The 12,663-nt window shown below is 59.7% G+C and carries 11 protein-coding genes; 5 read left to right on the forward strand and 6 right to left on the reverse strand.

The window, feature by feature from the left end:
* Positions 1 to 4 precede the first annotated feature (4 nt).
* Complete coding sequence (gene trpS, locus BMY31_RS03085; protein WP_078686812.1) at positions 5 to 1,066, forward strand: tryptophan--tRNA ligase; 1,062 nt, start codon at positions 5 to 7, stop codon at positions 1,064 to 1,066.
* Positions 1,067 to 1,258: 192 nt separating this feature from the next.
* On the opposite strand, the gene BMY31_RS03090 is transcribed toward trpS, so the two are convergent.
* The 4 genes from BMY31_RS03090 to BMY31_RS03105 form a co-directional block, all read right to left on the reverse strand.
* Positions 1,259 to 1,624 carry a hypothetical protein gene (locus BMY31_RS03090; protein WP_143802924.1) on the reverse strand — a complete coding sequence of 122 codons (366 nt, stop codon included), beginning with the start codon at positions 1,622 to 1,624 and terminating at the stop codon, positions 1,259 to 1,261.
* Positions 1,625 to 1,756: 132 nt separating this feature from the next.
* Positions 1,757 to 3,331, reverse strand: coding sequence for a YfcC family protein (locus BMY31_RS03095; protein WP_091008212.1), 1,575 nt, complete (start codon positions 3,329 to 3,331; stop codon positions 1,757 to 1,759).
* A 487-nt stretch (positions 3,332 to 3,818) separates the two neighbouring features.
* Positions 3,819 to 4,814 (reverse strand): ornithine carbamoyltransferase, encoded by a 996-nt coding sequence (gene argF / locus BMY31_RS03100; RefSeq protein WP_078686815.1) that lies wholly within the window; start codon positions 4,812 to 4,814, stop codon positions 3,819 to 3,821.
* A 111-nt stretch (positions 4,815 to 4,925) separates the two neighbouring features.
* Complete coding sequence (locus tag BMY31_RS03105; protein ID WP_078686816.1) at positions 4,926 to 6,167, reverse strand: arginine deiminase; 1,242 nt, start codon at positions 6,165 to 6,167, stop codon at positions 4,926 to 4,928.
* 619 nt (positions 6,168 to 6,786) lie between these two features.
* On the opposite strand from BMY31_RS03105, the gene rlmD reads away from it, so the two are divergent.
* From rlmD to BMY31_RS03125, 4 genes are all read left to right on the forward strand, one after another.
* Positions 6,787 to 8,100: a 23S rRNA (uracil(1939)-C(5))-methyltransferase RlmD gene (gene rlmD, locus BMY31_RS03110; protein ID WP_091008215.1), complete on the forward strand. Its 1,314-nt coding sequence runs from the start codon at positions 6,787 to 6,789 to the stop codon at positions 8,098 to 8,100.
* A gap of 114 nt (positions 8,101 to 8,214) precedes the next feature.
* On the forward strand, positions 8,215 to 8,400 hold the full coding sequence (locus BMY31_RS03115; protein ID WP_078686818.1) for a ferredoxin: 186 nt from the start codon (positions 8,215 to 8,217) through the stop codon (positions 8,398 to 8,400).
* Between the two features lie 68 nt (positions 8,401 to 8,468).
* Entirely contained in the window at positions 8,469 to 9,086 is a 618-nt protein-coding gene (locus BMY31_RS03120; RefSeq protein WP_078686819.1) for a Maf family protein, read from the forward strand.
* Positions 9,079 to 10,062 (forward strand): P1 family peptidase, encoded by a 984-nt coding sequence (locus BMY31_RS03125; RefSeq protein WP_078686820.1) that lies wholly within the window; start codon positions 9,079 to 9,081, stop codon positions 10,060 to 10,062. The genes BMY31_RS03120 and BMY31_RS03125 overlap by 8 nt, the downstream gene beginning before the upstream one ends.
* A 117-nt stretch (positions 10,063 to 10,179) precedes the next feature.
* On the opposite strand, the gene BMY31_RS03130 is transcribed toward BMY31_RS03125, so the two are convergent.
* Together BMY31_RS03130 and glf are read right to left on the reverse strand one after the other, a co-directional pair.
* Positions 10,180 to 11,214: a glycosyltransferase family 2 protein gene (locus tag BMY31_RS03130; protein ID WP_091008218.1), complete on the reverse strand. Its 1,035-nt coding sequence runs from the start codon at positions 11,212 to 11,214 to the stop codon at positions 10,180 to 10,182.
* Positions 11,215 to 11,257: 43 nt separating this feature from the next.
* Positions 11,258 to 12,460, reverse strand: coding sequence for a UDP-galactopyranose mutase (gene glf / locus BMY31_RS03135; protein WP_078686822.1), 1,203 nt, complete (start codon positions 12,458 to 12,460; stop codon positions 11,258 to 11,260).
* Between the last annotated feature and the right edge of the window lie 203 nt (positions 12,461 to 12,663).

Consider the following 12,663-nt stretch of genomic DNA (forward strand, 5'->3'; position numbering starts at 1 on the left):
TTACATGCCCAACGAGGGAAGCTACGAGGAGGCGCTTAGGCGCAGCAGCAAGGTCAAGGCGGACCTTGCGGAGGGTAACGTCGAGAAGTACACCATGCTCACGGGTGACCGTCCCACCGGCCGCCTTCACCTGGGACACTACTTCGGCACCATCAAGGAGCGCGTACGCCTTCAGAACATCGGCGTGAACACCAACATCATCATCGCGGACTACCAGGTCATCACCGACCGCGACACGACGGGGCAGATCCAGGACAACGTCTACAACATGGTCATGGACTACCTTGCCTGCGGTGTCGACCCTGACAAGACCATGATCTTCACCCATTCCGCCGTGCCCGCGGAGAACCAGCTGATGCTTCCCTTCCTCTCGCTCGTCAGCGAGGCGGAGATGCAGCGCAACCCGACGGTCAAGGCCGAGATGGAGGCCTCGGGCCACGCGCTCACGGGACTGCTTCTAACCTACCCGGTCCACCAGGCCTGCGACATCCTCTTCTGCAAGGGCAACATCGTGCCCGTGGGACGAGACCAGCTCCCCCACATCGAGGTCACCAACAAGATAGCGCGCACCTTCAACAACCGCTACAGCAAGAAGAACCCCATCTTCCCGATGGTGACAGGCCTCATCAACGACACGCCTCTCGTGCCCGGCCTCGACGGTCGCAAGATGAGCAAGTCGTACGGAAACGCAATCTCGATCAGCATGACCGAGGCCGAGACGGCGAAGCTCATCAAGAAGTCCAAGACCGACTCCGAGCGAAACATCACGTTCGACCCCGAAAACCGACCCGAGGTATCCGCGCTCCTCACGACCGCCGGCATCTGCTCCGGACGTGATCCGAAGGAGCTTGCGGAGGAGATCGGAATGGGCGGCGCCGGAGCGCTCAAGAAGATCGTCACCGAGTCCGTTAACGAGTACTTTGCCCCCATCCGTGAGCGCCGTCACCAGTACGAGCAGGACCTTGACTACGTCAAGGACGTCCTGCACGAGGGCAACCGCAAGGCCAACGAGATCGCCAACAGAACGCTTGACGAGGTTCGCGAGGCCATGGGTATGGTCTACTAGCAAAGATACGCCGCGCACGGGGTGCCTGCTCCAGCGCAGAGACGCGAAATTGGGAGAGGGACGGCCACGACGGTCGTCCCTCTCCCCTCTTTTGCATGTCAAGCTCGGCCCAAAGCCCAGATTGCCCCTAGAGCACCGCCATGGCAATGGAAAGAGCCACCATGTTGGCGACGGCCGTCACGACGATCGCCTTCAGACAGTCGAGATGCGGTTGAGGACGTAGTTCGAGAGGCCCGTGACGGACATGAGAATCGAGAAGCCGCGGGAAAGGCCAACGATCATGACGACGCCCATCATGTCCGCGCAGCCACGCATGAACTCGTTGACAGTATCGTGCTTCAACAAACAGGAGACCACGCCGATGACGATGCCTATGAGAAGGAACCAGGTAGCAGACTCGGCGAAGTACCGCTTCCCAAACGGAACGTTCGTAAGGTAGGAAGACCAGCCTGCGATCGTTTGCTCGGTCAACGAGAGGGTACCCTCGACGTCGCCACGCTCGTCGTCGCTCATGAGCGTCGAACCCTTGTCCGCCCTGCCCCCTCTTGCGTAGAGCATGACAATGAACACCGCAATAGGGTAAGAGGTGACGAGAAGGATGAGGCCGAGGGCGATTACGATGCCCAAATTTGAATAAAAAAACGCCCCCGGAAACGGGGGCGCCTTTCGTTCAGTTCCGAATGCTGAGTCTTAGGCGGGGACGACGAGCATCGCGATGGTGAGGATGATGATGGAAACGACCGCAATGGCCGCGACAATCTTGAGGGCAAACTTGACCCAGGTTCCGTACTCAACGCGAGAGAGCGCAAGGCCGCCCATGATGGCACCATTCGTCGGGGTGATGAGGTTCACGGCGCCGGAGGCGGCAGAGAAGATCATGACCATGACGGCAGGATTGAAGCCAAGCTGCTGAGCCAGGGGCCCCATGATCGGCATGGAAACGGTTGCCATGCCGGAGGTCGAGGGGATGAGGAAGGACAGCAAGAAGTAGAGCAGGTAAGAACCGATTGCGAAGACGATGCCCGAGGTGCCGGAAAGGGCGCCGGCAGCAGAGTTGAGGACATAGTCGGCGAGGCCGGTGGAGCTCATGAGGACGGACACGCCACGGGAGACGGCGATGATCATGACGACCGACATCATGTCGCCGGCACCAGCCATAAACTCGTCAACAATCTCGTGCTCGGAGAGGCCGCCCACGATGCCGATGATGATGGCAAGGAGCAGGAACCAGGTGGTGGACTCGGCGAAGTACCACTGGCCGAGAGGCGTGCCGGTCAGGAAGGCGGACCAGCCAGCGTTGTCGGTGACGGTGGAGGTCAGGGAACCGGACACGTCGTCGGAAAGCTCGAGGGTGCCGAGCTTGTCGGCGTCATACTGGGCGACGATGTCATCAGCAGTTACCTCGACGGTCTCCTCATGGGAAGCAGAGCCAGCAACGAAGAAGTTGACGCCCAGATCCTCCCAGGGAATGAAGGAGATGACCATGACGATGAAGGCAGCGGCGAAGAAGCAAAGGACGCCCTTCTGCTTGCCGGTGAGAGCAACCTCCTGGTTGTTCTCCTGGTCGTTCGAGTAGGCAGCCTCGGCGTTCTCGATCTCGGTCGCGCTCATGAGCGTGCGAGAGGGATCGGCCTTGACACGCTTAGCATAGCGGAGGACGAAGAACACTGCGATGATGTAGGAAGCGACGAGCAGGATAAGGCCGAGGCCGATGACGACACCCTGGTCAACCGCAATGTTGAGACCGGTGAGCGCAGCAGAAGCAACGCCGGTCGCGAACGGGTTGACGGTGGAGCCAAGGCAGCCGACGCCGGCACCAAGAAGGACCATCATCGCGCCAGTGAGCGAGTCATAGCCCGCGGCCATCATCGTGGCGGAGAGCAGTGCGTAGAAACCGACGGTCTCCTCGCACATGCCGTAGGTGGTGCCGCCGAAGGCGAACAGCGCCATGAGGATGGGGATGAGCCTGAGCTCGTTGCCGTTCATCTTGTGAACGAGGACGGCGATGCCGGTGCTCAGGGCATCCGTCTTGTTGACAATGCCGAGGAATCCACCGAGGACCATGACGAACAGGCAGACGTCAATGGCGTCCGCGAAGCCCTTGGCAGGCGCCATCAGGAAGTCACCCAGGGTAGCACCGGTAACGTCAGGCGTGGACCCCGACAGGATAATCGTAATGACAGCAACAATTGCAAGTAGGATGAAGATGATGGAGAAAGACGTTAGCATCTTCCTCTTCTTCTTCGGCTGCGTCGTGTCAGACATGACCGCAACTCCTTTCGACGTATTCTGCGTCAGTAAAACCGTACAGAAACCCAAACGAAACAGAAACTGAACATAAAACGAAAAACTTCGCTATATATCCTACACGGGTTCTTCGAAAATCACAATAGTTAATTGCAAACGATATCCAATAGTCGGCCAAAGTAGAATAGTTGCCGATAGCGTAGGAATAATTACCGCACACAGACGGTTTGGTACCTTTCGTCGTTCATGTGAATAGACACGACAAAATGTTTACCTGCATTTCTACTGATTACATCAGAAGAAGCACAGAGAATTGCGCCAAGAGACAGCAAATGCATCTTCAAAAGTATCTCTACCATATATATGGATAGTTATCTCTGGTTATCCATATATAGCTAATAGTGATACGATAATTGAACTTGACAGTTCAGATACTTTGCGCTAATGCACGAAAAAAGGCCCTCCCGATCTCTCGGAAGGGCCTCAAAGGAGTGGCTACGCAGTCTTACTTAAGGGTTGCGTACATGACGGCCTTGATGGTGTGCATGCGGTTCTCAGCCTCGTCGAAGACCTTAGAGGCCTTGGACTCGAAGACCTCGTCGGTGACCTCCATCTCGGTGATGCCGAACTTCTCGGCAACCTCGGCACCCTTCTTGGTCTTGGTGTCGTGGAAGGAGGGCAGGCAGTGCAGGAAGATGGCGTCGTCGTTGGCCATGGCCATGACCTCGGAGGTGACGCGATAAGGAACCATCAGAGGGATGCGCTCCTTGTAGAAGTCGTCCGGCATGCCCATGGAGACCCAGATGTCGGTGTAGATGCAGTCAGCGCCGGTGACAGCCTTCTTGACATCGGACTCGAGGCGAATCTCGCAACCGTTCTCGGCAGCAATCTCGCGGCAGGTGGCAACGAGGTCCTCAGCGGGGAAGAAGCCCTCGGGAGCGCAGGCGACGAAGTTGACGCCGAGCTTGGCGCAGACGACCATCAGGGAGTTGGCAACGTTGTTGGCGGCATCGCCCATGAAGACGAGGGTGCGGCCCTTGATGTCGTTGTTGAAGTTCTCCTTGAAGGTGAGCATGTCAGCGAGCATCTGCGTGGGGTGGAACTGGTCAGTCAGGCCGTTCCAGACGGGGACGCCAGCGTAAGCGGCGAGCTCGTCGACCTTCTCCTGCTCGAAGCCACGGTACTCGATGCCGTCGAACATGCGACCGAGGACGCGAGCGGTATCGGCAATGGACTCCTTGTGGCCCATCTGGGAGCCAGAGGGATCAAGGTAGGTGACGCTCATGCCAAGGTCAGCAGCACCGACCTCAAAAGCGCAACGGGTACGAGTGGAGGTCTTCTCGAAGAGAAGAGCGACGCTCTTGCCCTCAAGGTAACGGTGAGGAACACCGGCGCGCTTCATGTTCTTGAAGTCGCGGGAGAGATCGAGCAGGTAGTTGATCTCCTCGGTAGAGAAGTCGAGGAGCTTGAGGAAGTGACGACCGCGAAGGTTGACGCCCATGTCTGATCCTTTCGATAACTTTCAAGGGCACACCATGTGCACTTGAGATAACAAAACACATCGTAAGCCCGGGGACGGACGAGCCGTCCCCGGAATTAGCCGCTACGGGACTTAGATGTCAGCGCGAGCGAAGGGCATGCTCATGCAGCGAGGGCCGCCACGGCCGCGAGAGAGCTCCGCGGACGGGACAACGAGGAGGTCGAGGCCCTCCTTGTAGAGCACGTCGTTCGTGACGGTGTTGCGCTGGTAGACGCAGATCTTGCCAGGAGCGACGCAGAGCGTGTTGGAACCATCGTTCCACTGCTCGCGAGCGGCAGCGACAGGGTCGCCGGCACCGCACTTGATGAGCTTGACGGCGTCGAGGCCGAGGGCCTTTGCCAGAATGTGCTCGAGGGTGTCGTTCATCTCCTCGATGGAGAGCTCACCGTCGGTTGCGCCCTTGGTGATCTTGAAGACCTGGAGGGTACCCATGATGCCCGGGTGGATGGTGAACTTGTCGACATCAATCTGGGTAAAGACCGTGTCGAGGTGCATGAAGGCTCGGGACGCGGGGATGTTGAATGCGTAGATCGTATCGATCTCGGAGCCCTTATCTCCCCAGAACATGTTGCGAGCGAGCGTATCAATCGCAGAGGCCTGCGTGCGCTGGGAGATGCCGATGGCGAGCGTGTGAGCGTTGAGGTTCAAAACGTCGCCGCCCTCGGTGTGGTATGCGCTGTCGCGACGGTACCAGAGGGGAGCATCGTTGTACTCGGGGTGATCGCGGAAGATGTACTTGCCGAAGATCGTCTCTCGGTTGCGGGTGACGGAGTACATGTGGTTGAGGTTGACGCCCTTGCCAACGATCGCGAACGGGTCACGAGTGAAGTAGGTGTTGGGCATCGGGTCGATCAGGAGGTCGGTAACGGCATCCTGATCGTCGACGATCGCAGAGAGCGAACCGTTGGAGTGGGGCAGGTCGATCTCGTTCTTGCGGATGCCGGCGATGCACTTCTCGACGAATGCCTGGGTGTCCTCGATGGAGTCCATGAACTCCTTGACGGCAGCACGCGTGCTGTGACCGCGAAGACCAGACTCGTCGAGCCACTGGTTGGTGAACTCCTCACGAGTGCCAGCAGCGTCGAGGGCCTCGGCGACGAGCTTCTCGAGGTAGAGGACCTCGACGCCCTCGCCACGGAGAAGCTCTGCAAACTTGTCGTGCTCGGCCTGTGCGACCTCCAGGAAGGGGATGTCGTCGAAGAGAAGGCGCTCAAGATCGTCGGGGGTGAGGTTCAGGAGCTCCTCGCCAGGACGGTGAAGGCAAACCTTCTGCAGGGGGCCAATTTCGCTGTGGACGTAGAGTCCGTTAGCCATGGTTCCTCCATTCCGTTTTGTGCCGAACGTCAATCGACACAAGATGCAAATAGACAGACTGCAAAGGACGGACTCGAAGCGTTCGTGACGCGTTGCCCGAACCTCGCCTCTGTAGCCTTAACAATAACGCCAATTCGAACTATATCCAATAACTTTTTTCTTTTTTTCACGCGCTCCAGTAATTGGGGGGAACGGCGCCATTTTGCCCATAAGCGGTATCTAGCTCATATTCTGATCATAACTCCGCCTAATTTACCAGCAGATTTATGGATTAATCTGATAAATGACTACTTAACAGTGGTCATATCGAGCTATTTGTAACACTATATTTCCGCAGTTGAATGTCTTTCGCAATATTGACGATACTGCATAGTATTCTAGTTATATGTACTATGGAACAAATTATCGCGGTTCGTTCCAATACTGTGATTATGCTTTGCGCGCACATCAGTGCCCCGCGACGGGAGGCCGCACGCCTCACAGGTCGCCATCCACGGCCCCTCGAACGCCGGTGAAGGCCCCAACGATTGTGGAGTTGGCCCTTCATGGGGGCGCCGGAAGGCAATCTCAAGGATAATTTTGCCGACAGGGACGACGCAGAGGGTCGAACGGAGAGAGCATGCGTCTATATGTAGAGAGAATGGCGTACGGATCCGACGCAATCGCGCACGACAAGGACGGAAAGACGGTGTTCGTGCGCGGTGCCGTACCGGGAGACACGGTCGAGGCCACGCTCACCCAGGACAGCAAGACGTTCTCGAGGGCAAGCGTGGAGAGCGTGCTCGAGCCGTCTCCCTCGCGCGTGGACTCCCCCTGCCCCTACGCTGCCATCTGCGGCGGGTGCCCCTGGTCCTCCATGAGCCACGAGGCCCAGACGGAAGCCAAGAGGGCTGGCGTGGTGAACGCGCTCAGGCGCATCGGCCACTTCGACGCGGACCGGACCGAAGAGCTCGTACGCACCTGCGAGTCCCCGTCCGACCCATGGGGCTACCGCAACAAGGTCGAGCTCGCCTTCGCGCAAGCGGGCGCGCGCTCGATTATCGGCATGCACGCCGCGGACGAGAAGACCGTCGTCAGGGTAAATGACTGCCATCTGCTCGAGAAACGATTCTCGAAGCTTCCTAAGAAGGTATCGGGCGCGGTCACCTACCTTGCCAACTCGCACGGCCTCACGTTCGACAGGATAGGCATCAGAGCCTCGAGGCGCACCGGAGAGTGCGAGGTGGCGCTGTGGACCCAACCGGGCCCATTCCCACGAGCGCAGGTCGCCAAGATCTTGGGCGACGCCGCCAATCTGAGCTCGGTCGTCCGCGTCATGACGAAGGGACCCAAGAAGGCCCGGAAGATAGTGGGCGTGGAGCGCCTCGCTGGCCACGGGAACTGGTCGGAGGTAATAGGAGAAGAGAAGATGACCGTCTCCGCGCCCTCCTTCTTCCAGGTCAACACGGCAGGCGCAGAAAGGCTCGTCGAGCTCGTGGTTGAGAGCCTGGGCCCGCAGGAGGACGACGAGGCGATGGACCTCTACTCCGGCGCCGGGACCTTTACGCTCCCCCTTGCCCGCAGGTCGGCCTTCGTGTCTGCGGTCGAGTCGTACGGACCCGCCGTGCGCGACCTCAGGCGCAACCTCGAACAGGCGCACATTGAAAACGTCGACGCTGTCGGTGGAGACGCGGGCCGAGAGTTTCCCGACGCAGACGCGGACATCATAGTTGTCGACCCGCCCCGAGCGGGACTCGCCGAAGACGTGGTGGCACAGCTGTCCGAACAGAGCGCTCGACGCATCGCCTACGTCTCGTGCGACCCGGCGACGCTCGCCCGCGACCTCGAACGCTTCGAGCGGGCAGGCAGCTATCGCGTGAAGTCGGTGTCCCCCGTCGACCTCTTCCCACAGACCTTCCACGTGGAGAACGTCACGATTCTCGAACGCGTCTAGGGCCTTTCATTTACAGAACCCGTCTCGGGGTGGCGCTCCCGTGCGGGAAAGTGTACAAATGAACTCGGATCACCTTGGGATGGACCCAAGATGCAAGAGTGAGAGGATTCAATCATGAAGGCTACCGTCAACGAGGATTGCATCGGCTGCGGTCTTTGCGAGTCCACCTGCAACGCCGTGTTCACCATCGGTGACGAGGGCGTTGCCGTCGCAATCGAGGAGGACGTCCCCGAGGAGGCAGAAGACGCCGCCCAGGAGGCCTGCGACAACTGCCCCGTAGGCGCAATTACGGTCGAGTAGCCGAGCTCGCACCACAACAGGAGGGAGCCGTCCCGTACGGCTCCCTCCTTTTTGGAAAGGAACGCATCTTGATTCTTGCATCGGGTTCGCCGCGCCGGCGCGAGCTCTTGGAGGAGCTGGGAATTCGACCAGACATCCGTCCATCGAGCATCGACGAGACTCCCCTGCCCGACGAGACTCCGCCGGAGCTCGTAAAGCGGCTCTCCCTGGAAAAAGCCATGGTCTGCCTCAAGAGCCTCGGGGAGGACGAGAGGGACACGATCCTCGCTGCCGACACCATCGTCTGGGGCGAGGACGGCCTACCACTGGGAAAGCCTGCGTCGGAAGAGGACGCTCGAACCATGCTCAGAAGACTCTCCGGAAGGACGCACCACGTCTCGACGGGCGTCTGTCTCATATTCGCAGACGACCCTGGCGAGCCCACGTCGTTCGTGGAGACGACCGACGTGGAGTTCTTCGACCTGACCGAGGCGATGGTCGAGTCCTACGTGAGCTCGGGCGAGCCTAGGGACAAGGCCGGGTCCTATGGCATCCAGGGTCTCGGGAGGCTCCTGGTCAAGGCCATACGTGGCGACTACTACAACGTCGTCGGCCTGCCCGTCGCGCGAGTGATACGCGAGGTGCAGCACCACGGCAACGGTAACGAGAAGATCATGGCGAGCATTCTGGAGGGCACACGTGAGTGAGATAACGAACATCGCGGAAATACCAGGCATCTACGCCGCGAGCGCGACGAGCGAGGACGCAGGAACGGGCTGCACCGTCATCATCTGTCCCAAGGGCGCCGTCGGAGGAGTCGACGTGCGTGGAGGTGCGCCGGCGACCCGAGAGACCGACCTCCTTCGCCCGGAGGAGACCGTAGGCGTGCTGCATGCAGTCGTCCTCTCGGGCGGAAGCGCATACGGCCTGGCGGCGGCATGCGGCGTGGCAGAGGAGCTCGAGCGCAGCGAAATCGGCCTCGACGTGGGCGTGGGGCTCGTTCCCATCGTCAGCTCGGCCTGCCTTTTCGACCTCGCGTGCGGCGACGGCCACGTCCGCCCCACCTCCGACTTCGGCGTCGCCGCCGTCAGGAGCGCGCTCGACAACCCCAAGGAGCCTCTCGACCGCGGTAACGTCGGTGCGGGAGCGGGATGCACCGTCGGCAAATTCGCGGGCCCCGACCGCTGCATGAAGTCCGGCCTCGGTCAAGGCGTGCAGAGTGCGGGCTCGCTGGTGTGCGGGGCCGTGAGTGCGGTCAACGCCGTCGGCAACATCAAGGACCCGTCGACGGGGACGTACATCGCAGGCGTTCTCGACGACAAGAAGGGCACGGTCCTCTCCCCCGATCAATTCTTCCAGGACATGGCCAAGGGTGCGGGCGAGGCAAAGATGCCGCTCAGGACGAACACGACCATTTCGTGCATCGCCACGAACGCGAAGCTCACCAAGGCACAGGCCACCAAGGTGGCGCAGATGGCAGCAGATGCCTACGCGCACACCATCTATCCCACACACACTACGAACGACGGAGACACCATCTTCGTCATGGCGACCGGCGAAGTGGAGGCACCCGTCGACGTGGTCGGGGTCATGGCGACCAGCGCTCTCGAGAAGGCGATTCTCGACGCAGCGTGGAGCGCCGAGGGGGCCTACGGTCACCCCAGCGCGAGGGACATCGCGTAGTTCCCGAAGGAAATTGGGCAAGAGGCGAGGGACGGCGGCCCGGATTATTCCAGACCGCCGTCCCCTTTGCATTTGCTTGTGATACCCGCTCTCGGCGAGACCGTTGCGTCAGACGCGCTAGTTGAACTTGACGAGCTTCTGCGCGGCGCGATAGAAGAACAGGGTGACCTGCGTGCCGGCAGCACCCGGGAGGTTCGTGGCAAGGCCGACGATGCCCTTGCGCGCACGTCGGTACATTCTGGAGTCGAACTGGCGCAGCTCCTCCCACAGCTCATTGAGGTTGTCGATGGCGTCGGGCTTGTCGGAGAGCTTCGAGAAGATGGAGCAGACCGCCATCATAAGCGTGAAGTAACCAATCATGTAGCTGCGCAGCCTGGGGCTCTCGACGTCGTCATAGAGGTGGTAGGCGTGCATCATGATGCGGGTGATGCGAAGCTGCTGGTCAATGCGACCAACCATGACACTCTCGTTGACCGACTGGTCCTCGCGACCGATAAAGTAGCGATAGAGGTCAACGTCGAGGTAGTACAGCGTCTTGCAGCGTGGAAGCGGCACGTAGGCGTAGATGTTGTCGACATAGAAAGTGTGCGCCGGCATGGGCACGCCGCCGTCGCGCAGGACGTCCGTGCGATAGCAGAGGGCGTGCATCAGGAGATTCTGCGACATGTTGAAGTGACCGATCTTGTCCCAGGTCATGATCTTGCCCTTGGGCAGCGCAAAGCCGTAGTCGACGACATTCTGCTTGCCATCCTCGACGTGCTCGTACACGTAATTCGAGATGACAAGGTCGACGCGGGTATCGAATGAGATGAAGCGACGGAGCGTGGCAAGCAGATCCTTGAGCGCGTCACCGTCGACCCAGTCGTCGGAGTCGACGACCTTGAAGTAGGTGCCGTCGGCGTTCTCGAGGCCCTTGAGGACGGCCATGCCGTGGCCGCCGTTCTCCTGGTGAACGGCCTTAACGATATTCGGGTAGCGCTTCTCCCACTCCTGCGCCTTCTCGTACGTGTTGTCCTTAGTGGAACCGTCGTCCACGACGACGATCTGCACGTCATCGGCGTAGTCGCTTCCCTCGAGGATGGACGAAATACAATGGTCCATGTACTCGGAGGAGTTGTAGCAGGGTATGCCAAAGGTCAGTGTCTTCTGCATCTGTCAGCCGTCCTAGCTTAAGAGTCAGTCTTCGCGAGAAGGACTAGTGGTTGTTGCTGATGATCTCGTCGGAAAGCTCGAGAGCGGACAGCGTGACACCGTCCATGTCGTAGTAGCGGTACTCCGCAAGGCGGCCAACCACGTGGAAGTTGAGGATACCCTCGACACGCGCACGATACTTCTTGTAGAGCTCGATGTTCTCGGGCTCGTTGATGACGTAGTACGGTGTGGCCCCGCTGGTGGGATCGTAGGGCTTGGAGTACTCCTTGAGAATGGTGGTCTTGCCGGGAACGACCTGCCCGGTCATGTTCTTGAACTCCGTGATGCGCGTAAAGTCCTCGGATACCGTGTAGTTAACGGTGCCGACGGGCTGGAACTGGTCCTGGTCGAGGGTCTCGAAGACCATGTCGACCGTGCGATACGGAAGACCGCCGAGGTCGAGGTTGAAGAGCTGGTCAAGGGCGCCGGTGTAGATGACTTCGCCGCCGAAGGGCTTGCCGCAAACCTTGACGCTGGTCTCGCCCATATCGAGGAGGTCACGCGCATCGACGCCGGTGAAGACCGAAATGAGGTCATGGTCGAGCATGTGCTCGAAAAGGTCGGTAAAGGAGACCTTCGGCATGCCCTGGTGTGGGGCCTGCGGGAAGTAGCGGTCGTCGTCGCCGACGAAGACGGGAACGCGGCCCATGACCGCCGGGTCGATCTGGTCCGGGGTCTTGTCCCACTGCTTCATCGTGTAGTGCAGGAAGACGTTCTCGTAGACGTAGTCGGCGACCTCCGAGAGCTCGGGGTCGTTCTTCTCCCTCAGCTCCATGATGGGGACTTTCTTGTCCTGGCCAAAGGAGGCGACGAGCTTCTGGTAGAGGCGCTCACCCTTCTCCTCGCCAAAGGCGAGCTTGAGGGACTTGTGGTTGAAGGGAACGGGCATCAGCGTGCCGTGGATGTTTGCGAGCACCTTGTGCGAGTAGTCGGTCCACTCGGTGAAGCGCGAGAGGAACTCGTGGACGCGCTCGTTGGTGGTGTGGTAGATGTGCGGCCCATACTTGTGGATCAGGACGCCCGCCTCATCCTCGCAGTCATACGCGTTGCCCGCGATGTGATCGCGCTTCTCGACGACTGCGACCTTATAGCCACAGGCCTCTGCAAGGCGACGAGCGCAGACCGCACCCGCATAGCCTGCTCCGACGACAAGCGCATCGTAGGACTGGGGGTTAAAACCCTCGGGCAGACCGCTCTGGATACTCATGTAGCAATCCCTTCAGGACATAGTCGTGCACGTCACAAAGCTAGAACACAAAAGAATCGAGGTGCGGAAGAAGGCCTCCGTCGCTCGATTTCGACAAACGATTCTATCACGCAGTCCTATAATGGTGCGCATTGGCATCAAATACCCAGCTGCCATGCACATTTTTTGGTCACGGCGCCAGGTATCGTAGGAATAGTACGAGT

This window comes from Parafannyhessea umbonata (genome assembly GCF_900111255.1).
In the GTDB taxonomy this organism is placed as follows: Bacteria; Actinomycetota; Coriobacteriia; order Coriobacteriales; family Atopobiaceae; genus Olsenella_J; species Olsenella_J umbonata_A.